The following is a 25,799-nucleotide window of genomic DNA, read 5'->3' on the forward strand; positions in this document are numbered from 1 at the left end:
AAAACAACGAAACGACGCTTATCCCGATAGATGACAAACATGCCTGAGAGAGAGTTCTCGGTGCGGCTCTGTCTCCTTAACCCTTAATTATTTTAAGTGTTGCGCCCGGATGAATGAGATTTGTTTTAAGGTTGTTCCATTTTTTGATGTTGGATGTGGAGGCCCCGAATCTTCTGGAAATCGTCCACAGCGAGTCACCGTTTTTCACGTTATAGTAGTAATAGCTGGAGGTTGGTGAAGCCACTCGCTGTTTGAGCGCGTTCGGTTTCAAAATGATCCCTCCATTGGGGAGTTGCGCCAGCTCCATTTTTGATTCGGAACTACCGGTTTCGGACAACTCCCTGTCGATATAGAGCGCCAGCTGTTGTCCGGCCCTTATTGTATGGGCGTTTTGCAGTCCGTTCCACGCCACGATCATCTGCGCGGGGACGTTGTATTGTCTTGCTATCTTGGAGATGGTATCGCCTTTTTTGATGCGGTGGAGTATGAGGCTGTCCTTATAGGCGACCAAAGCGCTTGTCGCCCCTTCGGGCAGCAACCGATAACTGATCGTGCTGTAGGGAATCCGCAGGCTTTTGCCTGCCAGGAGTTTGGTGTTTCTGAGATTGTTCACCTTGAGCAGGGTCGTCTTATTGATTCCGTATTTTCTGCATATTGCAGTCAGTGTTTCATTGTTGCCGACGATATGGGTCGTATACGCAGTGGTTGCAAAACTGTGCAGTCTGGTCAAGTTATGCTTTGCCAGTTCGACGGTACCGATCGGTATCTTAATTTTGTAGGAAGTGCTGTTCGTCGGCGTCTTGTTTTTGCGCAGTTCGAGGTTGAGCTGTTTTACCTTGTCAAGAGTTGACCCGGTTACCAGGGCGACAGCATCAAGGCTCATTCCCGGGCCTACCTGGAGAGTGTCGTACTCCAGGGGGGACTCATAGCTGATTTCGGTAAAACCGAACTGTTCAGGATTTTTAGCAATGAGCAGTGCGGCTATCAGTTTTGGGACGTACCGCTTGGTTTCCAGGCTCAGGTGTTTTTTGTCGGCCAGTTCCCAGAAACTGTTTACCCGATAGCGTTTGAGACCGCTGCGCAGTTTACCGGGACCGCCGTTATAAGCAGCAACAGCCAGATGCCAGTCACCGAATTCCCGGTAGAGGTCGGAAAGGTAATTGGCGGCAGCCCTGGTCGACTTGAGTGCGTCCCGCCTCTCGTCCACATATCCGTCGATTCTAAGATTGTACTGTTTGCCTGTTGCTTTCATAAATTGCCATAATCCGACGGCCTTGGCCTGGGAAAAAGCTAACGGGTTGTAGCCGCTTTCGATCATCGCCAGGTAAATCAAGCCAGGGGGCAGTCCGGCGTCGGTTAAGACTTCTTCCATCATTGTCCGGTATTTTCCGGACCGAGCCAGCCATCTGGCAAACTGATTGCGTTGTCTGTTCTGAAACAGGTCGAGATACATCTCCACCTGGTTGTTGACCACCGTCGGAAACTCTGCTTGCGCCGACTCTTTTACCGAATCTGCCCTGCTTATGGCTTGTCCTTTCCAGTCGCCGGTACTGTTGAGAGAAGTCAACTCCTCCTGTGAGCAGACCAGCGGTTCGATCTCCTGCAGCTCCTTGTCGGTGTCGGCGGCATCAGCGGGTTCGGTCATCCCCGACGAAAAAGAGTTGTCGAAAAAGTCGACTACCGGTGAACGAAGGGAGCATCCGCCAAGGACGGACAGGGCCCCTGCAAGCATAATGCTTGATAACAGAAAGGAGAATCGTCTCATGTTACATTTATTTTGTCGTAAGGAATACTTATGCCGGGTGGTGGATAAAGTGTGATACCGGTCGGCCAGTTCCCAGGGGAGAAGGAAATTTTCGGTAAACAAAAAAACAATAGTCAACTCGTATGTTGAGTTATGGCAATGAACCTAGTACACTCAAAGCCCGTTATTGTCCGAGGAGAATCAACAGTATTTAAAACCGAACTTTCTTAGAATTGCAAGGATTATGAAGGATCCTTCCAATTGTTTCAAAGATTTACCGACAGGTTGGTTTCGTATTCTTTTGTTGAAGATATGGTAAAAAAATTTTTTTTAAGTTTTCTGGTGCTGATCCTGGTGACCGGGGCGGCGGCCACAGGGTGGCTCTATTATCTCGTGGTAGTTGAGCCGGGTGAAGAGATCAAGGCGGAAAATATCCGGTTGCTGCTCGGTAAGGAAAGCAGTGTCTACTACAGTGACGGGGTGCATAAGCTCGGGGTATTTTTTGATACCGCCCACCGACAATATGTCAGTTACGACGATATTCCCAAAAACTTCATCAATGCACTGGTGGCATCTGAAGACAGCAGGTTTTTCGAGCATTTTGGTTTCGATCTTCCGGGAATTTTCCGGGCGATGATAAAAAATATTCAGGCCGGCAGGGTGGTGCAGGGCGGCAGTACCCTGACCCAGCAGACCGCTAAGAACCTGTTTAAGAGAACGGAAAGATCTTATCGGGCCAAGCTGACTGAACTTCTTTATGCCCTGCGTCTTGAATATTATTATCCGAAAGAAAAAATTTTCGAATTTTATGCCAACCAGTTCTATGTCAGCGGCAACGGACACGGTCTCGGCGTTGCGGCGAGGTATTATTTCAACAAAAAACCCGAAGAACTGTCGCTGCTGGAATGCGCCTTTATCGCCGGCAGCGTAAAGCGGCCCAACTATTACAACCCGTTTCGCCGGAAGACGGAAAAGGGAGTGGGACTGGCAAAATCAAGGGCAAAGGTTCGACTGCGCTACGTCCTTGGGAAAATGCTTGACCTCGGGATGATAGATAGACAGACCTACGACAGCAATGTTGCACAGGATCTCGAGTTTGACAATGGCCGTATCGGGTTTGCCCTTGATCACAGCATGGAACTGGTTCGCGATGCCGTCTCCTCCCTGCCGGTGCAGAGGGCGCTCGAGGCTCATGATATTGCCAACGTGGCGACGTCCGGCGTGAAAATTATCACCACCTTAGACAAGGATCTGCAGGATATAACGCAGAGTTCTTTGCGCTCGGCACTGGCACTGCTTGACGTGCACCTCAAAGGATATGACCGAAACGAGGTCCAGCGTGAAATGGAAGATATTGAATACACAGGAGATTCAACTCTCAAGGAGGGGGCGTTCCTCTTCGGCACGGTCAGCGAAATAGCCGGAACGGGGAGAGATATCAAAATCCGGGTTGTTCTTGACAAACAGCTTGGTGAGGGACTGATAGAGGCACGGGGGCTCGACAGCGTGGTCGGTGCCTGGGTTAAGTATGAGAAAAACAGGTGGTCCCAGGCTGGACCAAAAGATCTTGACAGATTTGTAAAAAAGATTGCAGTGGGTGATCGGATATGGGTGAGTGCAGGCCCGCTTGACGAGGTGCAAGAAGGGCGGCCGATCCCCCTTCGGCTTGAAAAATATCCGGAAATCCAGGGCGGCGCCCTAGTGGTTCGCAAAGGAAAAATCATCTCCATGGCCGGGGGAAACGATAACCGCTTCTTCAATCGGGCCATCCAGGCGAAAAGGGCTATGGGGTCGGCTTTCAAGCCACTCGTCTTTTCCGCTGCGCTGCAGCTGGGGTGGAACAGTGCCGATCTGCTGATGAACAGGAGGGAAGTGTTTGTCTATCATGGTAAACCCTACTTCCCCCGACCGGATCACAGCAACCCCAATGAGTGGGTATCCATGAACTGGGCCGGGGTAAAGTCCGAGAACCTCGCTTCGGTCTGGCTGGTGGCAAAACTGTGTGACAAACTGACGCCCCTGCAGTTTCAGGAAGTCGCCGAGAAAGTCGGACTCGCACCGAAGATAGTCGATGGAGAGACCGAGCCGTACCGCAATTACAGGAAACGTATCAGGGATGAGTTCGGCATTCAGGTAAACCGCGAGATTCTTCGCCGGGCGGCTTTTTCCCTTGCGGTAAAGAACCTTGAAACGGATTTTCTTTTCGAAGGGCTGGAGCAGGAATACAACAGCATCAAGTGGATGCATTACGGTCTTGATTTCGATAGGTATCAAGAACAGCTCGACCAGGAACTGGGACTGGCAAAACAACCGGTAGCTGACAGGGTGCGACATGAATATCTGGTGAGGAGCCGGTTGCTGCAAAACAACTATCTGGAGTTGGAAAAAAGAAAGGCGAAGCTTGACGATATCAAAAACAGGCTGGAAAACCTGCCAGGCAGCACCGAAGACCTTCCTCTGACCGGTGGTACGCCCTACGCAACAGCGGCAATAGACATCGGGGTGCAGGAACACCTGGGTTTTTATAAGAGCCAGTCGCAGCAGCTTTTCTATTTTCTGCCGGATACAAGCCGGATAACGGGAGTCTTGCCGGTTGGTCAGGGGGAGCTGCTGCAATATCTGCGAACCCTTGACAATACGCAGAGAGTCCAGTTCTGGCAAAACATAGTATTGGCCGAAGGAGTGAAGAAAAAGGCTCTTGACATGGTGGCTGCGCAGCTTGATCATGAATATGAAAAACTCATGGAGAAGTTGCCGTTTGAGTTTGATGTGCTGGCTGCCGTAGATGATTTCAGGATAACCGTCGGGTTGTATTACCTGATAGAGCTGTGCAAGGAAATTGGGATGGAATCGAAGCTTGAACCGGTACTCTCTTTTCCCCTTGGTTCCAACGTTGTCTCTCTTTTCGAGGCTACCAGGCTTTATGAAAGCCTTGCCACCGGGAAGGTAACGGTGAGTGCCAGCCGTGAAAATATGGATGACGACGAAGTGTTTGATGAAGAGATCCAGGACGACTCCCTGGCCATCATCGACCGAATTGAAACCGCGGACGGTGAAGTACTCTATCGACCGGAAATAGAAACGAGAACAGTCTTTGATGAAAAAACATCGCTTGTGCTGGGATCGATTCTTGAAAATACCGTCAGATTCGGCACCGGACGGTACGCCTGGAAAAACGTGAAAATTGCGGCATCGGAAGAAAATTACAATCTTTCTCTGCCGATGCTGGGTAAAACCGGTACCGCCAATAATTATGTCAACGCGTCCTTTTTTGGGTATGTTCCCGAAGTTGCCCCTAAAGGGGCGGCAATGACCCTGGACGACGGCTATGCCGTTGGCGTCTATGTTGGCTTTGATGATAATAAACCGATGCGCCGCAGAACTACCCGTATCACCGGAGCGGCTGGGGCGCTGCCGCCATGGACCGATGTGGTCAACGGGATTGTGCGGGCAAAACAGTATCCGGAGCGTCTTGACCCGGTGGATATCTCGTTTTATGGTCTCGGCATTGAAAGAAAAAAACTGGCGCAGTTGAATGTTGCGGTAAGCGATGAAAATGGCGGAGTCCCCCTTTATCCGGTTCGCATGGTGGAAAGCCTTGATACGGGTGTACCGTCCATTCTGACCTTTGGCGAAATAACCAGGGGAGGCAACCTGACCCTGGAAAGACAATTCTCGCCTTACTGGAGAGCAGCGGTGCAGAAACCGACCAAATGAGAGGAAAAGCAGGCCGTATCGACCTGAAACCATGGAGTGGAGACTCCGTTTCCCCTGTACGATACCTATGAAGACTTGAATAAGACAAGAGCAGAGAAATATTATGATCACACTGACAAAGAAAATAATTGTACCCATCATCGTTCTCGCTGTCGGGGGCTGTGCTGTTCCTCAGCAGCGTCGGGTCACCCCTCCGGTTCCAGCTGCCGGAAGCGGCCAACAGGCAGCTGAGGACTTCTTTGGCGACGATGACCAGGGCCCGTATCTGATACCAGGACAAGCGTCCTCGCCGGAGATTGACCGGCGACCAGTGGTGTCCATGGATTTTGTTGAAGACCGGATCGAAAAGTACAGCGGCCGGCTCTATCGCTTTAGCGAAATTCAACAAAATTCTCTGAGAAGCGAAGAGACGGCAAGCGAGCGAAACCAGAGAAACAAGTGCGTTGAACAAGTGGAGGAACTGCTCAACGGCTACAGTGAACTTCGTGCCAAACTGCTTATGGCGAAGAATTTTTCTGCACCACCTTCATACAGTTTAGGGGAAATTCAACGAGTCAGGGAAGCCGATATCTATTATCTGGAAGGCTTGTGCCCAGCCTTGCTGCAAGGTTCTGGCACTCCGGGGGAGGGACCGGTTACTGCCGCGCAGGGCGAAAAGGAACTGGATCAGCTGGATAGTATGGTCGACCAGTTGAGTCATGACGGCAGATATCAGGAGCTGGTCGCCCTCTTGGATAACAAGCCATCGCCAAAAGTAGAGCGGTTGCGCACGCAATCCAAGTTGCGCTATGCAGAGGCACTGGTTTTTCTTCACCGGGAAGAGGAGGCGGTAAAAATCTACCGTGACACCCTGGAGTGGATGAAAGATCTCGACGGACCAGGAGCAGATCTTTCATCGTCGCGCAAGTCCCTTGCCGACTTGTATATGGCAACGGGCAATTTTAAAGAAGCAAGGACTCAATTTTCTAAAATTACTCAGGAATATGACAGGATGACCCTTGTCAATGAGTGGTCCCGGCAACAGCTGTCGATTTTGGAGCCATCGATGGAGGGCAGTGAAGAGCTCGTCGATTTTTCCCGGTTACTGCTCGACTTTCTGCGGTTCGTTCCCGAGCAGGATGGTTATAAGGTGGTCTGGCAGGCGGAAAAGTATCTCGCCGGCTATCCATATTCACCAGTGGCGCCAAACGTCGACCTGATCAAGGAAACCGCCCAGAGGAAAACCGATCGATGGTATAGTGAGCGGATGCAGAAAGTGGACGACCTTGCACGGGAGCAGATGTTCCAGCAGGCGATAGCGCTGCTGGAAGCCATGCCTGTGGGGGCGCTGGGAGAAGAGCGGCGAATCGAGGTTCAGGCGAAAAAAGATGAACTTCTCGCCTCCAATGCCGCCAGTATCGAACAGCTCAACGTCGCTCGGGTGCAGGAGATGGAAAAACAGTGGGACAAGGCGGTGTCGCTTGCCGGAAGCGGTCAGTATGACGAAGCCATCGCCGCATTTCAAAAGTTGGCTGCAACCGACTATGCGCCAAAGGCTGCAGAGCAGATAGAGTTTGTCTCACTTGAAGCGGCCAAAAACAAGCGTAAGGAGGCGGCAAAGCTGTTTATAGAGTCCAGCCAGGAGACAGATCCCGAGGCGAAAAAAGAGCTGTTGATAAAGTCGCGAAACCTGCTGCAGGAGATCCTGATGAAGTATCCGGGGGTGGAAATTGCCCGGAAGGTAGAGGGGAATATCAAAAGGGTCGAACAGGAGATGAACGCCATCGATCCCCGGCTTATTATGGAGGCTGATCTGAGGCAGAAGGAATACTCCTCGGAAAAGATAGACGCCATCTTTGATATGGGCGTGAATGCGGATATGGCGGATTCACCCATAATCGAAAAAAATCTGGATCAGGGGCTTGAGCTTGAGTAACCATGTAACCCTGCAAAATCAGCGGCTGATTTTTGCAGGGTTACTCTTTGAGTTGTAGCTGGATAGAGCCGTCGACTACCGCAATTGATTTCACTCCATCACTAAATCCTTTCCAGAACCCTTTGTCGGTGCCGAACTCTTGTATCAGGTCTATATTTTTCATTCCTCCGAGCCAGCTGTTCGGCATCGGTACGCCCATGAGACTCACCCCCTTGAGCTTGACCACAGGCCGACCATGACGAAAGGCAATTTCCGCGCCGGCGGCGACTTTGAGAGTCTTGCCCCCCAGTATCGGCAGATCGGGATCCAGCGGGAGAAGTAGTTTGAGACTAACTGTGTCCTCGGCAAGGTCGACAGCGACCTTATCGGCAAGGTCCGTATTTTTGGCAAGCATGCCGTTAATTTCCCTCTCCGTCAGGATGACCGTTCTTGACTCCTCCTCTTCATGATATTTCTCAGGCGTTAGGGTGTTTGTGGTTTGCACTGTGGTGTGAGTGCGGGGCAACCCGGGTGCGGGTGCGGGTGCGGAGGTGTCGCCTGCGGAAAAAGAGGCGAGCTTGGCTTCGAGTTGCCTGTTTTCTTCAGGGGAAAGGATAACCGGCTCAAAAAGGGGAGGAAAGAGCCAGAACCTTACAGCAAGTCCAGCTGCAGCCAGTGCCAGTAACACCGACAGAGCGATCATGGCGACGACCTGCCTGGTGGAAAAGTATGCTGTTGAGCCTGTGGGTAAATGTTCTGGTGGCGGTAAAGACATGGAACATCCCTCTGTGGGGTAGAGTGAATCCTGTAATAAGGACAGGAAGTGCAGTTGTTGTTTTGCTATAGTATAATCGAGTTCATGGTTGTTGTCGGGTAAATATTCGACCAGCGAAAATAGTAGAAATCGCATAATTGCAATGGAGAAAGATATGACCAAAAGAATTCTGGTACCTCTGGCTGAAGGGTTTGAAATGATCGAGGCTTTGGCCGTTGTTGATGTTTTTCGCAGGGGCGGGGTCGTGGTCGACCTGGCAGCCGTCGGCGATACTCTGCAGGTGACATCTTCTCATCAGGTTGTGGTGATAGCGGATAAACTGCTTCAGGAGTGCAAAGACGAAAGCTATGATCTTATCGTGCTGCCAGGCGGCATCCCCGGTGCGGAGAATTTGAAAAACTCGGAATTGCTGGGTGAGCTGCTGAAAAAGCAGAATGAAAAAAAGCTGCTTTACGGGGCTATCTGCGCATCCCCTGCGGTGGTGCTGAAACATCATGGTCTGCTTGAGGGGAAAAACGCGACCTGTCATCCTCTTTTCGCCGACCGGCTGGAGTCGATGGACCATGCGGGTAAAAATGTTGTTTTTGACCAAAACTGTGTAACCAGCCGGGGGGCGGGCACGTCGATTGAGTTCGGACTTGAGCTCCTTGCCATTCTGTGCGGCGAAGAGAAAAAGATAGAAGTTGCAAAGCAGATGGCTCTTCTATAGGCTATGCGCTGCTCCGGCGGTATCGCTTTTTCCGGTCGGGGAGTCAAGCGGTACCTGGCGGATGATCCTGCCAGCTGTCGGCTGTGGTTTTAAAAACTATGGCCGCACAACAAGTATCGATCGCAGCAGCCTGTAGGTAAACCCCCATACATAGTAGTCCTGCAGGGGGAAGGCAGGGAACTTGAGTCCGGGGAGCATTTCGATGTTCTTATGCAGAGAGCCGTTCATAAAACTTTTGGCATCAAGCCAGCAGGCACTTTCTATTTCGCTGGGCTCAAGGGAAATCTCCGGCTTGGCGGAAAGGGAAAAAAGATAGGGCTGGACCAGGAGCGGACTGTCGTAGTTTCTCCCGGCCGGCTCTGGATCCAGTGTCTTTTGCAGAGATTCCCGGCTCAGTATTATTCCGGTCTCTTCCCTGGTTTCCCGAAAACAGGTCTGCAGGATATCGTCGTCTGCCGCATCCATGCGCCCTCCCGGAAATGAAAAATGACCGGACCACGGGTCGTCGGGATGGGTAACCCTGCGCAACAGGAGAAAACTCCTTTCAGGGATGCGGCACTCAATGATTGCTACTGCTGCAGTAGTAGTAGTTGCAGATGACATCAGCATGGCTTTTCGTACCGGGGTTGGGACGTTTTGTGTTTGTTATATCCGGTTATTTAAAACCTACTTTCTTTATTGAGAAAAGCAAGCTCAATAGTTGACGGGCAAAGATCCGGGAGAAGTTTTACAACAGCCATGGAAAGATTTTGTTTTCCCGGCAAGAGAGAAGACGCCAAGGTGCAAAAATCAAAAGGAGGACCTTATGGAGCATGATGTGACTTTTTTTCGTCCGTATCCGTTTGTTGTTGGTCAGAAGTTACGGATCGTTGAAGGCAGGCGGAAAGGAGACTGGGAGGTAGTTTGTGTCAAGGAGCATAAGGTTACCTTGAGATGTCCCATTTCAAAAAAGGAGTTTGAATGGGACAGGTTCTGTTACCTGGTTGAAGAACAAAAGGATATCCGGTGGCCTGCTCCATGATGGCGCGGGGATTTATCTATGTGTCTGTTGTTCATATCGTATAAAGGGGCACCGGGGGTGCGGCTGGTCGTTGCGGCAAATCGTGATGAATTTCTCGATCGACCGACAGTTTGTCTTGACGTTATCGACGAAAACAGGAAAATATTGGGCGGCCGCGATCTGCGCTGCGGCGGGACCTGGCTGGCGGTGGCTTCGGGCGGGAGAATAGGAGCCATAACCAACTACCGTGATCCGTCGATGACTAAAGAGAATGCGCCGTCAAGAGGGGATATCATCCTCGATTTTTTGCGGCAAAAGGTGAGCGCCTCTGTATATCTGCATAAGCTCCATCGTCGCAAAAGTGAATACAACGGCTTTAATCTTGTTTTAGCCGACGATACCGGGCTCTGGTATTATTCAAACATAAGTTGTGAGATAAAGCAGCTCTTTCCCGGATTTTACGGGCTGAGCAATCACCTTCTCGATACTCCGTGGCCCAAAGTAGAACGGGGTAAGAAAATGCTTCGACCTCTGATGGAAGGGGTAACGCAGGTGGATCAGAAGTCGATTTTTCATATCTTAAACGATAGCTGTGTCCCCGATTTCAGCCGATTGCCCGACACTGGCGTCGGACCGGAGTGGGAAAAACTGCTGGGGACAATATTTATAGACGGTCCCGGGTATGGGACACGGTCATCGGCGGTGGTGACCGTTTATGAAAGCGGCCGGGTGAGTTTTGGTGAACAGACCTATCTGCGTCGTCCCGATCGCGTCATGTCAACTTTTGTGGTGCAAAAAGAAATGGATCCGCCAGGACAAGCTGGCCGAGATCGGTAAAAAAGGTTGAGGAAAATTTCAGATGAGTGACGAAGAAAAAGTTAGTGTTACGGTGTTGTTGTCCGGAGGTCGGCTGTCTCTTGAGCTTATGGCAGAGGTGCACCGGGTTGCCGCCCGGTATGGCCTGGGGATTTATCTCACGACCCTGCAGAACGTAAGGCTCTACAATATACCGAAAAGCAAGGCCGAAGCGGTAAAACAGGAACTTGCAGCTGCAGGCGCCGAATTCAAGGCGCCCGGAAAATTCCCGCTTCCCCGTGTCTGTATCGGTGAGGATGCGTGTAATCTAGGGTTGATTGACACCATGTGTCTTAGTGAAAAAATCGTCGGCCGCTTTCATGATAAGCAGCATACCAAGGCCAAATTCAAGATTGCCGTGGCCGGGTGCCAGCTATGCTGTTCCAGTCCGAAAACAACGGACATCGGCGTCGTGGCGACCCGGGACGGGTATGAACTGTACGCGGGAGGCAAGGGTGGCCCCTTTCCTAAAACAGGAAGACGCATAGGCCAGAAACTTACTGAGGACCAGGTGGTGGAGATGATAGAGGCCCTTGTATCTTTCCATGACCATAAGACCCTGAAAAAACAGCGAATGTACAAACTGCTAAGTGACCCGGAGTTTCCCTATCCGGAGCTATAGCCACAGGCGTACCTCAGGGATGCTTCTTCGGTTCAAGAACAGGCGGGGAAGCGGACTGTTTACCGAGTATGTTGATCAGCGGAACCGGATCGAAATACTTCTCAAGGATCACGGTGTTGGCCTGAAGGACGGGAATAGCCTTGGCGGCTATCCGCTGTGCCGAATCGTTAAAGCCGTATTCACGTTTGATGTATACCCCTGCAGCGCGTATCAAGGCCTGCAGGGTTTCTTTCAACTGTCCCTGCGCGTCGTACCAGGCGTGCTCAAGTATTTCATGCACTTCGAAAAAGAGCTGAAGATTCCAGAGAATGACAGCGGCAGCGATAGGGTCGCTCTCTCTGCCGGAAATTTTTTCAAGGGCCTGCAGGTATAATCCATGTCTGGTGTTGATGTAGCCGGTGTAACAGTCTGCAAGAGACTGCTCCTGATAAAACGCCACGGTTTTTTTTACTATCTCGGTGTCGCCGGTCTCAACAGCCTTGACCAGTCCTTCTGAGAGGTCGTTCCTGATGTCCCGGCTCAGCCGGTCCTCAAAAGGGTTAAAGAGTAAGTCGTCCATTTATCGCATTTCCTGTTGAACTGAAAGTGTTGGGTTGCTGTGCCGATGTCGTGCAATAACAAAATATAATACCGGTACGGCCATTCTGCTCACCAGAAGAGAGGCTATTTCCCCGAACATCAAGGAAATTGCCAGACCTTGAAAGATGGGGTCGGCGAGAATGACGGAAGCTCCGATGACAACCGCCAGGGCGGTGAGCAGCATCGGTCGGAAGCGGATGGCGCCGGCATCGACCACCGCCTTGGTCAAGGGTTCTCCCTCGCGAAGGCGCAGTTCGATAAAATCGACCAAAATGATGGAGTTACGGACAACAATACCCGCCCCGGCCATAAATCCGATCATCGAAGTTGCCGTAAAAAACGCGCCGAACCCCCAGTGGGCGGGCAGGATACCAATGAGCGAGAAAGGGATCGCCGCCATCACCACAAGCGGGGTGACATAGTTTTTAAACCATCCGACCATGAGCATATAGATAAGAACCATGACTACGCAGAAGGCAAGGCCCAGATCGCGGAACACCTCCAGGGTAATGTGCCACTCTCCGTCCCATTTCATGGATGGTTCCCGTTTACTGAAGGGCTGGTTCATGTTGAATATTTCAACTTTTTCCACCCGACCGCCGAAGTCCCGGCCATCCAGGGCGGCGAGCTTGCGGTTGATGTCAAAAATGGCATAGACCGGACTCTCCACCGCGCCGGCGACGTCTCCGGTCACATAGATCACCGGTTTGAGATTTTTCCGGTAAATGGGCTGCTCCACTTTTTTTTCCGAAACGTTTACAAGTTCGCGCAACGGAACCAGCTTTTCCGGGTCGGTTTTAGAGCGCAGCGAGATATTGAGAATTGATTCGATCCGTGTTCGGTATTTCAGGGGAAGTTCAAGAACGATGTCGACCGGTTCCTTTTCATTTGCAACATGAAACAGGTCAAAGGAATAACCTTTTACACCTGTCTCGATGGCTCTGGTGATTTCCTGCTCTGAAATCCCGCTGAGAGCCGCTTTTTCCTTGTCAACCGTGATAACTTTCCTGGCCCGGTCCTTCTCTCTGAACCAGTCCACGTCGACAACCCCTTCAGTGGATTGCATTATCTTTTTGACTTTTTCGGCCAGTTTTACCCGCGCCTGATCTGTCGGCCCGTAAATCTCGGCCACCAGGGTCTGCAGGACCGGAGGGCCCGGTGGTACTTCGGCAACCGCAACAGCCGCACCGTATTTGGCGGCGATCTTGCCAAGAGGCGGTCGTACCCTGGTAGCGATCCCATGGCTTTGTATGTCGCGTCTGGATTTGGGCAACAGGTTTACCTGGATATCGGCCACGGTTGGACCGTTTCTGAGGAAGTAGTGCCTTACCAGTCCGTTGAAGTTGTATGGCGAGGCGGTTCCGACATAAATCTGGTAATCGGTGACAGCAGGGTCCGTGCGGATAACGTCGGCCATCTCCAGGGCGACCTTGGCGGTCTGTTCCAGGGTGGTCCCTTCGGGCATGTCAAGAATTACCTGAAACTCGCTCTTGTTGTCAAAAGGAAGCATCTTGACCTTGACCTGGCCGAAATAGACCAGGGAGCAGGCACCGAGCAACAGCAGCGTAATGGTGCCGAAGAACAGGATACGCCACCCCGCCCTTGCAAGCAGGGGGTCCATCACCTTGTGATAGAACCTGGTAAACCAGTCGTCGGGAACCGTGTTGTCGTCGATCTGCTGCCCGCCACCGGGTTTTTTCTTTTTTAAAATATGGGTTGCCGCCCAGGGAGTCACGGTGAAGGCGATAACCAGGGAGAACACCATGGCAGCGGAGGAACCGATGGGAATGGGGCGCATATATGGACCCATCAGGCCGCCAACGAAAGCCATCGGCAATATGGCCGAAATCACGGCCCAGGTTGCCAGGATGGTGGGATTGCCCACCTCGGCCACCGCCCTGATGGCGACCTCTGTTCGTGACTTATCGCGATTTTCCGGGAGCTTATAGTGCCTCACGATGTTTTCAACCACGACAATCGCGTCATCAACCAGGATGCCGATGGAGAAAATGAGGGCAAAAAGGGTTATCCGGTTGAGAGTATAGCCGTAAAGGTAGAAAATAAGCAGCGTGAGTGCCAGGGTGGAAGGAATGGCAAGCATTACGACAATTGACTCCCTCCATCCGAGGAAAAACAGGATGAGCAGCGCAACGCCGAAAACGGCGATTCCCATGTGGAACAGCAGCTCGTTTGACTTTTCCGAGGCCGTCGCGCCGTAATCCCTGGTAACAGACACCTCAAGATCGGCGGGGATGAGATCGGCCTTGAGCTTTTCGATCTTGGCGAGAACATCATCGACCACGCTGACTGCGTTTGCTCCCGGGCGCTTGGCAATCGTCAAAGTGACGGCCGCCTCGACCGTATGGTTGTTGCTGGCGCCATAGAGCACATAGGTGTCGGGTTCCTCGGGTCCGTCGCGTACTTCCGCCACTTCGTCAAGGTAGACCGGTCGATTGCCGTAGACTCCAACGACGATCCGCCCGACCTCCTTGGCGCTCTGCAGGAAAGAGCCGGTCTGCAGCTGGATCTGGTTGTTCATCGACTGGAGCGTGCCGGAATGCGATCGGCTGTTTACCCCCGCGATCTTTGGGGCAAGCTCGTTGACGGTAAGATTCCTTGACGCCAGCAGCAGAGGGTCAAAGGAAATGGTCAGTCGCCTTTTGGTCCCGCCGATGAGCTTGGTTTCTGCAACTTCGGGGATATTCTTGATCGCATCGTCCACCTGGGCTGCCAACCGCCGCAGGGTGTAGTGGTCGTATTTTGCGCCGTGAAAAGTAAGCGCCATGATCGGCACGTCGTCGATGGCGTGAGGCTTGATGATCGGCATATTCACCGAGTGCGGAATCCGGTCGAAATTGGTGGCCAGCTTCTGGTTAAGCCGTACTATTGAGTTTTCCAGGTTCTCCCCAACGTAGAAACGGACAACCAAGAGAGACTGTCCCGCCATGGAGGTAGAATAGATATATTCAACCCCGGGAAGTTCATAGAGCAGTTTCTCCATCGGGATGGTGAGACGCTGTTCGACTTCTTTCGGCGGAGCTCCGGGCATGCTGACCATTACATCGATCATGGGAACCTTGATCTGCGGTTCCTCTTCCCTTGGCAGCAGTACAGTAGCCAGAAGTCCGAGAAGCAGTGAGGCGGCAATGAAGAGCGGGGTAAGTTTTGAGGCGACGAAAGCGGAGGCGAGACGTCCGGCAAAACCACTGGTGTTAATCGAGGAAGGTTTCATGGTCTGTTTTTGGTTTGAAGAAAAAGATAAAGCCTCGCTACCGGACAACGATGGGCTGCCCGTTCTCAAGAACACGGTCGGTGCCGATAATAACCAGCTCGTCCTGGGACAGACCACTTACAATTTCAATCATTTTTTCTCCAGTGACAAACGGGATCACAGCTCCTGTCTTGACCAGCCTGATATGCGCAGTCCGGCCGTCGGCGACAAACACACGCTCCATCTGTCCGTATGGAGCAAGGGCCGACACGGGAATTATGAGATTGTCGTTCCCGGCAAGCGGAAACATTACCCTGGCGAACTGGCCTGAGCGCAGGTTGGGGGCAGGGTGCACTTTTAGTTTTATTGGGCTGGTGTGGGAGGCGGGGTCGGATGTTGGTGAAATCTCCGTGATAACGCCCGTCAGCTGTTTTCCAGCAGCCGGAACGTGTACTGTCAGCTGCTGGCCCAGGCTCAGGGTGTGCACGAGCGCTTCGGGAATGTCGGTTAAGACCTGCAGTTCGTTTTCACTTTCTATCTGCAGCAGCGGTTTGCCCGGGGTGGCAAGATCTCCCGCGTTGGCAAACTTGTGGGTGACAATGCCTGCAAAGGGCGATTTTATCCTGGTATAATTAAGCATTGTCCGGGATTCCCGGAAGCTTGCGGCAGCTATGTTTACCGTGTCCCGCAGGTTTTTTACCGACTCAGGGGTCGCAGCGTTTTTTAACAGCAGCTTCTGCTCCCTGGCGAGGTTGCGCTCAGCTTGTTCCAGTTGTGCTTTGGCCTGCTGAACCTGGGCCGAGATCTCTCCGGCACTGATCTCAACCAGGAGATCGTCCTTATTTATCCGCGACCCGGGACTTACCGGGAGCGAGATGATGTTGCCTGAAATCTTTGCCGAAATCTTTGCCCGGTCGACCGCTTCAACAGTACCGACCAACTCGATCTGGTTGGTTGCGGTACGTTTAACCACCCTGGCAACCGTCACCGCGGCTTCGGGCAGCTGGCGCACCTCAGGGTTCGTCTCAGTGGGTTCCTTTTCGCAGCCGGACAGTGCAGTCACAATGAAAAAGATAAAGATGACTGGAATTACATGATTGAAATATTTATGCTTCATTGAGTGATCTCCGGTTGGGAATCTGGATTTTGATCGGTAAATTGTTCATATCCTGCCGCTCTTCTCAGGTTGGCGATAGCGACCTGGTGTTCCGCTTCAGCGCTCAGGTGCCGGGCGTGCGCGTCGGAGAGGCGCATTTCGTAGTCGATGAGGTCGGAGGCGAGAATAACCCCCTCCTTGAACCTCTCACGGCTGAGACGGGCCACCTCTTCGGCGACTCCGACCATTTTCCGGGTTACCGTCAACCGTTCCAGGGCCTGTTGGTAGAGTAGTTCAGCCCGCTTTATCTCCAACCCCAGGGCGAGTTCGGTCTTTCTTCTGAGCGACAATATCTCAAGTAGCTTCGATTTCGCCCTGCCGATTCCGGCATCGCTTCTGGATCCGTCGTAAAGGGTATAATTCATTCGCAGCCCGGCACTCCATGAATCTCCGTTGCTGTCAAGCTCCATGCCCTGTTCGAACTGGTAACTGGCAAAAGCGTCCACTGAAGGGAGTTTTTCTCCCCGCGCTTTTGCCAGAGCTGCCTGGGCACCTTTTTCCATTGCCGCAAGTCTGGTCAGTTCGTGACGGTTGCTGTAGTCGCAGGTCGGAGGCAGCGGCTGCTCGCCGTGAACGGTCGGGTCAATTTCAACCTCTGTCTGCTCAAGGCCTAAAAGATTGAGAAAGATCCTTTTGGTGATTTTCAGGTTATGTTCGGAGCGGATGAGTTCTTCACTTGCCCTGGAGAGTTGCAGCTCCAGGTTGAGGAGATCCTGCTTTAACAGGTCTCCCGCTTCGTATCTCGCCTCGCCGACATGAAAAGCAGCGGTGATGGCGTTGAGGGATTGTTGTCTTACTTCCACCAGCTTCTGGGCCTGGATGATGGCCTGAAAAGTTTTCACTACTTCATAACCTAGATTCTGGCGAAACGCAGTTATCTCTACCCGGGCTCCATCGAGGTCGGCCTGTGCCGCTTGCTGATCCGCCTGGTCCTTTCCCCCGTTGTAGAGCCGGTACCTCACTTCGGCCTGCAAAAGCAGATTATCAGTCCTGCCGGGACTGTTGAAGTCTATGGTCTCGTCGAAGGCTCCCTGGTTGAGGATATTACCAAATGAATACATGGGATTGTCGGTCTGACTGTACTCACCTTTCAAGTTGACCAGGGGGTAGTCGCTTGCCGCAGCCATCGCCGCACTGCTTTTTGCCTGCTCGATTCTCAGCAGGGCAATGTCGATGTCGGGGTTTGCGCGAAGAGCATATTGCACGGCCCCCCGGGCTGTCCAGACGTCGGGTTGCATGTCGTTATTTGGTTTGGCACCGGCTGTTGTCAGTGAGAATATCAGCAGCGCTGCCATCACCAGTGCGGTTGTGCGAACGGATGTCATAGGTTCCCCAGAATGAAAAACTGTTATTTAAGTATTAAATAATATAATTTATCGAACTGTAATTGTTGCCAAAATAAAAGTCAATTACAGAATTGCGAGAACGAGTAAAGCCTGCGTATTTACATAAGGAATCGTGCATACGCAACGAATATGAATGTATCGTCAAAATGGACTCAGGTCAAGGGGGTATGGCAGGCAGTAGTTAGGACAATGAAAAGAGAAATCGAACAGGAAAGGGGGGATATGTGATTTAAACAGTGCCCATGGCAGCTGATTCTGCTCAAGAGATCCGGCGGGGGGCGGGCGTGATCCTGAGATCCGCAGAACCATGAGGACTGTCGGGTCAGCTGTTGTGTCTTAGCAGGAAAATGGTACTCGTGACTGAAAGCAGAAGGAGCAGGACACCGGCGCTGGCGAGCGCGGTTGCAAGGGTTGAAAGCTCGGCGACCCAGCCGATAAAAGGTCCCAGTATGGCAAAACTCAGGCGGATTATGAGATTGCGGATGGAAAGGACTGTGGCCCTGACCGATGAGTCGCAGTTCTGGTTCACCAGATCCTTGAGCACAGGAGTGGCGTATCCCCGAACCGCGTAAAACAGAAAAAGAATCGTGATACCACCCAAAAATGGCAAAATACCCAGCAGAATGTAGGCTGCGGGAATGAAGACGGTAACAAGCAGCAGTGACACGGTCTTACCCAGAAATCTGTGGGTGGCGGCAGAGCAGGCTGATACCACGGCGACGGTAAGATTAAGGGCGATCCATAACGGGGTGATGGTGAGCTCGGTTAATTTGTGCGCGACAAAGTAGATCTGCGAAGTCCATGCCATGCATAGTGTTGCGACTCCGGTTATTGAGGAGAGAAATATGGTGCTGGCCAGTTTCCTGTTTACCAGTATTGAGTTTTTGCATACGGATAAGATATGTCTGAAGCCGGGGTGTTCTGCGGTCTTGTCCCGGGGAGGTTCGACCAGCAGCAGGGCTGCGGGAATAGCCAGGGCCGCGACAAATGTCTGGGCAACGTAAACCGATCGATAACTCAGAAAAGCAGCGATTACCCCACCGCAGAAGGCGGCGATTGTTTCGGCAAAGCTGCCGATCGCAATGAGTCTGCCCTCAAACTGGAGGTATCGGTGTTTTCTCCTGAGGGAGGCAAGGGAGTCAAAGAGCATGGCGGAATCCGCCCCGGAGATGAAACTTCCGCCGAGCCCGAGGATTATTTCAGCGGTAAGAAACCCGGTAAATCCGTGGGAAAATGAGTAGATGACAAAACCTGCGGTCCCCAGTATCGCGCCCAGTATCAGCGTTTTTTTTCTGCCTACGATGTCCGCCAGGTAGCCCGAAGGAATTTCCATGACCGCCACACTTACCGAATAGATGGCCTGCAGCAGGTAGATGTCGAACTTGGTCAGTTGGTTCTCGGTGTAAAAGAGTGCTATTACCGGCATAATCAGCATGAACCATTTCGATAGTTTGATAAGATACAAGTAATAGATATTACTTCGATAATTCCTGGAAATGTTAAAAATCATGCAGAGACCTGGATTGTAATCAGAGGATATCCGTGGAGCGCACTCGCCTGGCAAGATGATGAAGAAGTGTGACCGTATGTAATTCACCAATGGTACACTCTTTTACCCGTTTGGGAACATACTTTGCAACCGTAATTGTATGGACCCGCCTAATTTTTTCTTTACGGGACTGTCGACTGGTGAGCCGGACCGGGAAATTAAAAAATATGGATACGAATGATTACGACAAATAATTCCTAGGGGCTCACCGGTTGCCGACGATCATGCCAGCAGAAGGAGGACGGGATATGGTCTCTGTCATCAAGGCACACGCAGAAGGGCAAGGGCTGAACCTGGGGGGGACCATTGTGAGACCAGGTACGGTAATTGGCGGCGGGCGCCACAAACACCTGCGGTTCGGAGCGCAGGGGTTTGTGGTCGGTTGTCAGTGGAAATTACACCAGGTGCTCAAGTCCTGGGGCGGGGAAGGAACCACAGAGTGCGGTTACCTCCTGTGCTGTTTTTGCTATCATCTCGTCATTGGTCGGGGCGGAGACTATCCGGGTGATAAATTCACCTATCTTTATCATTTCCGGTTCCTTGAATCCTCGGGAAGTAACCGCCAGGGTGCCAAGGCGGATTCCGCTCGGGTCAAAAGGTTTGCGCTTGTCAAAGGGAACAGCATTGTAGTTAAGGACGATACCGGCCCTATCCAGAGCTTTAGCCGCCTGTTTTCCTGAGATGTTCTTGTTGGTGAGGTCAACCAGCATCAGGTGGTTGTCGGTACCACCTGTTATCAGGCTGAACCCGTTTGCTGCCAGCTTTTCGGCAAGAACCGCACTGTTTTTCACAACCTGTGCGGTATAATCTTTAAAAGAGTCCGAAGAAGCCTCTTTGAGCGCTATCGCTACCGCCGCGGTGGTGTTATCATGGGGGCCGCCCTGCACGCCGGGAAAAACGGCCTTGTCGATGGCTGCTCCGTGCTGCTTCTTGCAGAGAATCATGGCCCCTCGCGGTCCCCGGAGTGACTTGTGGGTGGTTGTGGTGACGATGTCTGCATAAGGTATCGGCGAAGGATGCACCTGTCCCGCCACCAGCCCCGCGAAGTGGGCCATGTCAACCATCAGCAGCGCCCCTGTTTCGTCGGCTATGTCCCGGAACTTCTTGAAATCGAGGATGCGGGGATAGGCAGAATGGCCGGCGATCAGAATCTTGGGCTTGACCTCACGAGCTCTTTGCCGGATGGTGTCATAGTTGAGGCGACCGGTTCCCGGGTCCAGTTCATACGATTGGGCATTGAAATATTTTCCAGAAATGCTCACCGGAGACCCATGGGTGAGGTGGCCCCCGTGGGGCAGTGCCAGTCCGAGGATGGTGTCGCCCGGTTTTAAAAATGCGAGATAGGCTGCTATGTTGGCGGGTGAACCGGAGTAGCACTGCACGTTGACATGTTCCGCGCCGAAAAGGTCTTTGGCCCGGTCGATAGCCAACTGCTCGATCTGGTCGATGATCTGTTGTCCTTCGTAGTATCTCTTGCCGGCGTATCCTTCTGAATATTTATTGGTGAGTACCGATCCAGTTGCTTCAAGTACGGCTCTGCTCACGTAGTTCTCTGAAGCGATCAAACGGATTTTTGTTGCCTGACGCAGTTCTTCCTGCTGAATCAGGGAATGAATTTCCGGGTCTGTATTTTTTATGTTATCCATTTTCTCTCCTGTGGCACCGGCGGCAGGTGTTGTTTGCGTCCGGGACCAAAATTCATCTCATTTTATGATTTTTGCGCAGATTGACAGTTGTAAAAAAATATAAGCGTAAAACGTAATTTTAACCCCGTGAAAATGTATTTTTCACAATTTTAGCCCTGAAAAATATAGGCTTAGCAGTATGCGTAATACGTAAAAAGATAACGAGGGAAAACACTATAATCAAAATAACAAAAAATGAACAGGGGAATTTATACAGCGGCTGCCAGTCATCTTTTTCCCGGTAACTGTGATTGTCTCAGCCGGGGGTTGCGGGTTGCCGACCTGGCAGCTCCGGGTAGTCTGTAATCACAGCGGTCGCACCGAGCTCAAACAGTTGCTTTTGTCTTTTTGGGGAATTAACAGTAAAAACATTGACTCTGATCCCAGCCCTCTGCAGTTCTGATATCAGGTCCGGGGTGACTATGCTGTCTTCCGGGTGGTACGCGGCAACTCCCAGAAAGAGCAGATATTCTTTAATATTTGGCGGATTGAAACGGCTCTGCAGGGCCGCCGTGCTCAATTGCGGCATGAGCTGTTTGGCTCTTATCAGATAATCATGGTTAAAAGAGGAAAGAAGGACTCGGTCTACCGATCCGGTCTGTCCGATGATGTCAATTGCGGTTGAAACTATCGGGTTCTTCCGGCTGGAATGTTTGTGATCTTTTATCTCTATGTTGATCGGCACCTGTCGAAGGGTCGGTTCCAGCAGTACCTCTTGTAGTGTGGGGATGGAAAGCACGATTGGAGAACTCTTTTTTTCTGTCGACCGTATTTTTGATGAGGCGGTCCCAAAAGGATCAGTGTGATAGAACCAGCTTCCGGCATCAAGACTTTTGAGCTGTGATAGTGTCCAGTCGCTCACGTTGAGCGAGTGCATTCCCAGCGCCGACTTTTTAAGTATGGCGTCTGTCGTTCTTATCAGAGTTGAATCATGAATGACTACCATAGCACAATCTTTACTCAGCTGGACGTCAAGTTCGATAAAATGACAGCGGTCGATGCTCTTGGTAAAAGCCAGCAGGGTGTTTTCAGGATAGTACGCCCTGGTACCCCTGTGGGCAGCTATAAGGTGAGGGGCGGAAAAGTTATCAAAAAAGGTCATGGTTCACCCCTGTTGTGGAAAAAAAATGAAAAAACAGTGCCGCCTGCCGTGCCTCAATGATCATTGCCAGCAATATTTGCATTTACCGAGGTTGTGCCTCCCGTTGAGGAGGCACAAAAACTCAAGGTCTTCCAGTTTGTTATTTTTCTTTTGCCAATAATTTTAACATAAAAAATAACCGGTTAAACCCTGAATCTCTATTGCCGGACCAAAAGTCCGTCTTGCATTTCTTGGCTAAGGTGGTTAGAAAAACAGAGGCTCAACAAAGCGTACACTGCTCCTTGCAGTGGAATAATGAAAAAAAGTTTCATCGTAGGTTTTATGAACCATTCAAGTCGTATTCTGGATAGCTCCCGTATTTCGGTTATAATTTTTGCAATATGTCTTGCTCTGCTCCATCCGGCGCTGTCTCTCGAAGCCCACGGTGCCCGGGAAGAGTATGATATCATCTATCTTCTTTCACAGGACCTGGACAGAGTGCTCGATTATAAGGATGAGCTTGAAACGGTCTTCGACTCAGCAGTTATGAGGAAGATCAAGGTCATGGGCAAGGGGGATGAGTATGCGCTTATTTATGACGGAAACGATTCGGAGCGAACCGTCACCAGGACCCTGATAGAGCATGGTGAGATTCTCAGCCGCGCCGGTTTTGACGAACCGTACGCCACTCATCAGCAGGACTTTCAGGTGCTCTTTAATGTAAGCTACGGACTCGGGCCGAACCTGGACCCGCTGAAAAAGAAATATCGAATTCTCTACGGGCTTCTTGGCGAGGATGTGCAGCGTGACCTGTTTGTTGAAAAGACTGATTATGGAAATTATACGCTCGTTTATAGACTTCGGGGTACTCCGAAGGAGGCGTATAAGGTTGCCCGCAAGCATGCCAGGCTTTTGAAGCGCCAAAAGATTTCGACGTCGCTGACCAGAGAAGATAACAATGAGATTGTCTATGGGGAATCAAGTCTCATAGATGACAACTCCGTCGCTGATAAAGCTGAAAAAGCGGAGCGTCCGGCAGAGGAGACCACTACGGCTTTGCCTTTGAAAATCTCGGCGGAAACCCCCAAGATTGTCAAGAAAACCGATTCGTCTACTTCTACCCCCCCGGTTGACACCCCCTATGATTATTCGGAAGTGGAACGTTCCATAGAGAAATATATCGCCCAGATGCGTCGCAAGGGGACAATTGCAAGTGACGAAAGGACCGGGTGGATGGTCTACGACTTGTCCAGGGACCAGTCAATCGCCGATATCAACGCAAATGCTGAATTTCAGGCGGCCAGCATGATCAAGCCGTTCGTTGCTCTGGCTTTTTTTCACAAGGTCAAGGAGGGCAAGCTTGCCTACGGCCCTAAAAGCCGTCGCAAGATGGAAGCCATGATCCAGCGGAGCAACAACAGTGCCACCAACTGGGTCATGAAACAGGCCGGAGGACCGCGCAATTGCGAAAACATTCTGAAACGTTATTATGGCCATATTTTCAAGAACACCGTAATCAAGGAGTACATACCTGCCGGCGGACGGACCTATCTCAACAGTGCTGTGCCATCCGATTATGTAAGGTTTTTGCGTGCACTGTGGAATAAAGAGCTTCCATACAACACAGAGTTAAGGAGACTGATGGCTCTGCCGGGCAGAGACCGGCTCTATTATGGAACTCCCATTCCCAGGGGGACCCTGGTATACAACAAGACGGGATCGACGGCTCACCTGTGCGGTGACATGGGAATCCTGGTGCCGAAAACAAGAAACGGCGGCCGATACCCTTATGTGGTGGTCGGAATCATAGAACGCCGTTCCCGGCCGAAAGATTATGGCAGGTGGATGGATTCCAGGGGTAAGGTTATCCGTGCTGTTTCAACCATCGTCTATAACCAGATGAAACGGGAGCATCGGCTGCGCTGAAAATGAAGGGGGCAACAGAGAGCCCTGTTTAGTCCTGTTCACCTGGGTGAAATCGCAGGAGCGTGTAAGCGATAAAGACGGAGGTGTGGCAGAAAGGGGGGCACCATCCGAGGAAATGATAAAAAAAACTGCCACTTTGAAAAGTGGCAGTTTCTCTATCGGGCTGTACGCCTGGTCTGAAAATTATCGCGATCTACTAATAGTTTTGCCGCTTATTGAAACCGGATCCTATGACGTTAAAACTGTTTTCAACTATGAAAAGTGCGTCGGGGTCGATGGTAAAAACCTTATTTTCCAGCCGCTTTACCTGTAGATTATTGGTAATTGTCATTACCATCTGCTTTTTCTCGCCGGAATATGCGCCTTGCGCTTCAAGCAGAGTGGCTCCCATATTCAGATCTTGTATGATTGTTTCGACGATTGCCTCATGATTGCTACTGAGAATGTAGACAATTTTTCTCTGGTTGAAAAGTGCCAGGACGTGCTCAAGGCTCACTGACGAAATAAACGTCATAATAATTGAAGCAATGACTATATCCGGCTTGTATTGGCTCATAACAACTAAAAACAGCACGGTGTTGAACATGATGTAAAATTTGCCAACCCCCAAATTGAAATATCTGTTGAGCAGTATGGCAACGATGTCCAATCCTCCGGCTGACCCCCTCGAGCGCAACACAATGCCAGAGCCTAATCCGCAGATGGCTCCTCCGGCTACGGCAGCATAGAGCTGGTCGTTAATCTGGAAATTTAACGTCAGAACCTCCGAAAAAAAAGTGAGGATTGTCACACCGTACAGACTGTACAGCAGAAATCGTTTACTCAGGTAAAACCAACCTGCAACGAACAGGGGAATATTGAGGAGAAAGAACCAGATACCGGGAGAGAGATACCCGGTTTTATAGTAAGCGAACAAGCCGGTGCCGTACAGTCCGCCAATGATAAATTTATGGTGAACAATAATGGCCTCGGCTCCGACCGCAAAAACAAGCGAGCCCATTGTGATGAGAATAATATCGAGAAAGATTGTTCTTACTTTATGCCAATTTTTTTGCATCATGATACCTCAAAAAATTTGCTGTAGTAGTTGCTTCTACCAGTCCAGCATATAACATTGCTACAATGATAAATAAAAAGGCGGGAAAATAAACCATTTTACGAACTCTTCCAAGGAAAATAGTTTTTTTTTTAAAAAAAATCCAGATTGCTGTATCGCATTGAGATACTTTTAAAATCGAGTTCATCCCAGAATAGTATTTACTATTTTTTGTGATATTTTTCATAGACATAAGTCACATCGTTTGATAATAATTCCTATAGGACAGAAAAAATTGTTCACACACGACATAGCGCATAACATATCGGCTTATGATTTGCGAGAGGTTGAATTTAGCCTTGCCGGTTGTTAGGTTGTTGACAGATAAATCTTGTTATAGCATAACCTGCGTTAGGAGCACCAGATGAAGGTAATAATGGATTTGTGTGTTGTGCCGATGGGAGTCGGCGTTTCTGTTTCGGAATATGTCGTAGCATGCCACCAGGTGCTGAAGGAGGCCGGATTGAAAACCCAACTGCACGCTTACGGCACGAACCTGGAGGGGGAGTGGGACGATGTCATGGCGGCGGTAAAGAAATGTCACGAAAAGGTCCATGGCATGGGTGCGCCCCGCATTACCACTACCATAAAGATGGGAACCAGGGTTGACCGACTCCAGACAATGGAAGAAAAAATATCCAGTGTAGTGGATAAGGCACTGAAATAATTTATGTAAATTGCCGATACCGGTTGCTTCTGCTGTGGCTCTGAGCCGTCAGCGCTTTGTTGTTTTTTCCATAATGCCGACTCTGGTGTGGATTTGTTTGAACGGACAAGTGGTTTTTGTCCGTTTTGTTGTCTGATTTCATAACGTTCCATTATTTAAATCTATCGATACAGATCCAGCGCAGGTG

At 50.9% G+C, this 25,799-nt stretch carries 20 protein-coding genes; 8 read left to right on the top strand and 12 right to left on the bottom strand.

All coding sequences use genetic code 11. The annotated features are described in order from the left end of the window. Window positions 1–76: 76 nt before the first annotated feature. Window positions 77–1,732: a LysM peptidoglycan-binding domain-containing protein gene (locus BLQ17_RS01000; protein ID WP_176761026.1), complete on the bottom strand. Its 1,656-nt coding sequence runs from the start codon at window positions 1,730–1,732 to the stop codon at window positions 77–79. Between the two features lie 324 nt (window positions 1,733–2,056). On the opposite strand from BLQ17_RS01000, the gene BLQ17_RS01005 reads away from it, so the two are divergent. Both BLQ17_RS01005 and BLQ17_RS01010 read left to right on the top strand, forming a co-directional pair. Further along, on the top strand, window positions 2,057–5,461 hold the full coding sequence (locus tag BLQ17_RS01005; RefSeq protein ID WP_143005405.1) for a transglycosylase domain-containing protein: 3,405 nt from the start codon (window positions 2,057–2,059) through the stop codon (window positions 5,459–5,461). 103 nt (window positions 5,462–5,564) lie between these two features. Beyond that, entirely contained in the window at window positions 5,565–7,376 is a 1,812-nt protein-coding gene (locus BLQ17_RS01010; protein ID WP_092218866.1) for a tetratricopeptide repeat protein, read from the top strand. Between the two features lie 40 nt (window positions 7,377–7,416). On the opposite strand, the gene BLQ17_RS01015 is transcribed toward BLQ17_RS01010, so the two are convergent. Continuing rightward, window positions 7,417–8,130: an arginine N-succinyltransferase gene (locus BLQ17_RS01015; protein WP_092218868.1), complete on the bottom strand. Its 714-nt coding sequence runs from the start codon at window positions 8,128–8,130 to the stop codon at window positions 7,417–7,419. 154 nt (window positions 8,131–8,284) lie between these two features. Here BLQ17_RS01015 and BLQ17_RS01020 point away from each other — a divergent pair, with 154 nt between their 5' ends. Next, window positions 8,285–8,839 (top strand): DJ-1 family glyoxalase III, encoded by a 555-nt coding sequence (locus BLQ17_RS01020; protein ID WP_092218870.1) that lies wholly within the window; start codon window positions 8,285–8,287, stop codon window positions 8,837–8,839. Window positions 8,840–8,935: 96 nt separating this feature from the next. Here the strand turns inward: BLQ17_RS01020 and BLQ17_RS01025 are convergent, their stop codons facing one another. Next, window positions 8,936–9,448 (bottom strand): NUDIX hydrolase, encoded by a 513-nt coding sequence (locus BLQ17_RS01025; RefSeq protein WP_092218872.1) that lies wholly within the window; start codon window positions 9,446–9,448, stop codon window positions 8,936–8,938. 196 nt (window positions 9,449–9,644) lie between these two features. On the opposite strand from BLQ17_RS01025, the gene BLQ17_RS01030 reads away from it, so the two are divergent. The 3 genes from BLQ17_RS01030 to BLQ17_RS01040 are packed head-to-tail and all read left to right on the top strand — an operon-like array spanning window position 9,645 to window position 11,316. After that, window positions 9,645–9,860, top strand: a complete 216-nt coding sequence (locus tag BLQ17_RS01030; protein ID WP_092218874.1) for a hypothetical protein — start codon at window positions 9,645–9,647, stop codon at window positions 9,858–9,860. An 18-nt stretch (window positions 9,861–9,878) separates the two neighbouring features. Continuing rightward, a complete protein-coding gene (locus tag BLQ17_RS01035; RefSeq protein ID WP_092218876.1) occupies window positions 9,879–10,676 on the top strand; it encodes an NRDE family protein in 798 nt (265 codons plus the stop codon). 22 nt (window positions 10,677–10,698) lie between these two features. Then, the gene (locus BLQ17_RS01040; RefSeq protein WP_092218878.1) at window positions 10,699–11,316 is read left to right on the top strand and encodes an NAD(P)/FAD-dependent oxidoreductase; all 618 of its coding nucleotides are present in this window, start codon (window positions 10,699–10,701) and stop codon (window positions 11,314–11,316) included. A 13-nt stretch (window positions 11,317–11,329) separates the two neighbouring features. On the opposite strand, the gene BLQ17_RS01045 is transcribed toward BLQ17_RS01040, so the two are convergent. From BLQ17_RS01045 to BLQ17_RS01075, 7 genes are all read right to left on the bottom strand, one after another. Next, window positions 11,330–11,875, bottom strand: coding sequence for a DUF309 domain-containing protein (locus BLQ17_RS01045; RefSeq protein ID WP_092218880.1), 546 nt, complete (start codon window positions 11,873–11,875; stop codon window positions 11,330–11,332). Beyond that, window positions 11,876–15,127: an efflux RND transporter permease subunit gene (locus tag BLQ17_RS01050; protein ID WP_092218882.1), complete on the bottom strand. Its 3,252-nt coding sequence runs from the start codon at window positions 15,125–15,127 to the stop codon at window positions 11,876–11,878. A gap of 37 nt (window positions 15,128–15,164) precedes the next feature. Further along, window positions 15,165–16,223, bottom strand: a complete 1,059-nt coding sequence (locus tag BLQ17_RS01055; RefSeq protein ID WP_092218884.1) for an efflux RND transporter periplasmic adaptor subunit — start codon at window positions 16,221–16,223, stop codon at window positions 15,165–15,167. Continuing rightward, on the bottom strand, window positions 16,220–17,587 hold the full coding sequence (locus tag BLQ17_RS01060; protein WP_092218885.1) for a TolC family protein: 1,368 nt from the start codon (window positions 17,585–17,587) through the stop codon (window positions 16,220–16,222). The genes BLQ17_RS01055 and BLQ17_RS01060 overlap by 4 nt, the downstream gene beginning before the upstream one ends. 343 nt (window positions 17,588–17,930) lie before the next feature. Further along, on the bottom strand, window positions 17,931–19,043 hold the full coding sequence (locus BLQ17_RS01065; protein WP_176761027.1) for an MFS transporter: 1,113 nt from the start codon (window positions 19,041–19,043) through the stop codon (window positions 17,931–17,933). Window positions 19,044–19,552: 509 nt separating this feature from the next. Beyond that, window positions 19,553–20,803, bottom strand: coding sequence for a serine hydroxymethyltransferase (locus BLQ17_RS01070; protein ID WP_092218888.1), 1,251 nt, complete (start codon window positions 20,801–20,803; stop codon window positions 19,553–19,555). 295 nt (window positions 20,804–21,098) lie between these two features. Then, entirely contained in the window at window positions 21,099–21,944 is an 846-nt protein-coding gene (locus tag BLQ17_RS01075) for a glycerophosphodiester phosphodiesterase (RefSeq protein WP_092218890.1), read from the bottom strand. Window positions 21,945–22,238: 294 nt separating this feature from the next. On the opposite strand from BLQ17_RS01075, the gene BLQ17_RS01080 reads away from it, so the two are divergent. Further along, the gene (locus BLQ17_RS01080; protein ID WP_092218892.1) at window positions 22,239–23,849 is read left to right on the top strand and encodes a serine hydrolase; all 1,611 of its coding nucleotides are present in this window, start codon (window positions 22,239–22,241) and stop codon (window positions 23,847–23,849) included. Between the two features lie 196 nt (window positions 23,850–24,045). On the opposite strand, the gene BLQ17_RS01085 is transcribed toward BLQ17_RS01080, so the two are convergent. Continuing rightward, a complete protein-coding gene (locus tag BLQ17_RS01085; protein WP_245694914.1) occupies window positions 24,046–24,909 on the bottom strand; it encodes a YitT family protein in 864 nt (287 codons plus the stop codon). Further along, window positions 24,887–25,132: a hypothetical protein gene (locus tag BLQ17_RS22135; RefSeq protein WP_143005406.1), complete on the bottom strand. Its 246-nt coding sequence runs from the start codon at window positions 25,130–25,132 to the stop codon at window positions 24,887–24,889. Before BLQ17_RS22135 ends, BLQ17_RS01085 begins: the two co-directional genes overlap by 23 nt. Window positions 25,133–25,309: 177 nt before the next feature. Here BLQ17_RS22135 and BLQ17_RS01090 point away from each other — a divergent pair, with 177 nt between their 5' ends. Then, window positions 25,310–25,612, top strand: coding sequence for an MTH1187 family thiamine-binding protein (locus BLQ17_RS01090; protein ID WP_092218896.1), 303 nt, complete (start codon window positions 25,310–25,312; stop codon window positions 25,610–25,612). The last annotated feature ends 187 nt before the right edge of the window (window positions 25,613–25,799 follow it).

Origin of the sequence: Desulforhopalus singaporensis (genome assembly GCF_900104445.1) — a bacterium.
In the GTDB taxonomy this organism is placed as follows: Bacteria; Desulfobacterota; Desulfobulbia; order Desulfobulbales; family Desulfocapsaceae; genus Desulforhopalus_A; species Desulforhopalus_A singaporensis.

Bases quoted from the DNA above. Each gene is read 5' to 3' on its own strand.
- BLQ17_RS01075 (WP_092218890.1), bottom strand. From the start codon at position 21,944: ATGACCTTTTTTGATAACTTTTCCGCCCCTCACCTTATAGCTGCCCAC.
- BLQ17_RS01080 (WP_092218892.1), top strand. From the start codon at position 22,239: ATGAAAAAAAGTTTCATCGTAGGTTTTATGAACCATTCAAGTCGTATT.
- BLQ17_RS01025 (WP_092218872.1), bottom strand. From the start codon at position 9,448: ATGCTGATGTCATCTGCAACTACTACTACTGCAGCAGTAGCAATCATT.
- BLQ17_RS01045 (WP_092218880.1), bottom strand. From the start codon at position 11,875: ATGGACGACTTACTCTTTAACCCTTTTGAGGACCGGCTGAGCCGGGAC.
- BLQ17_RS01000 (WP_176761026.1), bottom strand. From the start codon at position 1,732: ATGCTTGCAGGGGCCCTGTCCGTCCTTGGCGGATGCTCCCTTCGTTCA.
- BLQ17_RS01030 (WP_092218874.1), top strand. From the start codon at position 9,645: ATGGAGCATGATGTGACTTTTTTTCGTCCGTATCCGTTTGTTGTTGGT.
- BLQ17_RS01070 (WP_092218888.1), bottom strand. From the start codon at position 20,803: ATGGATAACATAAAAAATACAGACCCGGAAATTCATTCCCTGATTCAG.
- BLQ17_RS01055 (WP_092218884.1), bottom strand. From the start codon at position 16,223: ATGAAGCATAAATATTTCAATCATGTAATTCCAGTCATCTTTATCTTT.
- BLQ17_RS01015 (WP_092218868.1), bottom strand. From the start codon at position 8,130: ATGTCTTTACCGCCACCAGAACATTTACCCACAGGCTCAACAGCATAC.
- BLQ17_RS22135 (WP_143005406.1), bottom strand. From the start codon at position 25,132: ATGAAAAATATCACAAAAAATAGTAAATACTATTCTGGGATGAACTCG.
- BLQ17_RS01005 (WP_143005405.1), top strand. From the start codon at position 2,057: ATGGTAAAAAAATTTTTTTTAAGTTTTCTGGTGCTGATCCTGGTGACC.
- BLQ17_RS01060 (WP_092218885.1), bottom strand. From the start codon at position 17,587: ATGACATCCGTTCGCACAACCGCACTGGTGATGGCAGCGCTGCTGATA.
- BLQ17_RS01010 (WP_092218866.1), top strand. From the start codon at position 5,565: ATGATCACACTGACAAAGAAAATAATTGTACCCATCATCGTTCTCGCT.
- BLQ17_RS01035 (WP_092218876.1), top strand. From the start codon at position 9,879: ATGTGTCTGTTGTTCATATCGTATAAAGGGGCACCGGGGGTGCGGCTG.
- BLQ17_RS01020 (WP_092218870.1), top strand. From the start codon at position 8,285: ATGACCAAAAGAATTCTGGTACCTCTGGCTGAAGGGTTTGAAATGATC.
- BLQ17_RS01040 (WP_092218878.1), top strand. From the start codon at position 10,699: ATGAGTGACGAAGAAAAAGTTAGTGTTACGGTGTTGTTGTCCGGAGGT.
- BLQ17_RS01050 (WP_092218882.1), bottom strand. From the start codon at position 15,127: ATGAAACCTTCCTCGATTAACACCAGTGGTTTTGCCGGACGTCTCGCC.
- BLQ17_RS01065 (WP_176761027.1), bottom strand. From the start codon at position 19,043: ATGCTGATTATGCCGGTAATAGCACTCTTTTACACCGAGAACCAACTG.
- BLQ17_RS01090 (WP_092218896.1), top strand. From the start codon at position 25,310: ATGAAGGTAATAATGGATTTGTGTGTTGTGCCGATGGGAGTCGGCGTT.
- BLQ17_RS01085 (WP_245694914.1), bottom strand. From the start codon at position 24,909: ATGATGCAAAAAAATTGGCATAAAGTAAGAACAATCTTTCTCGATATT.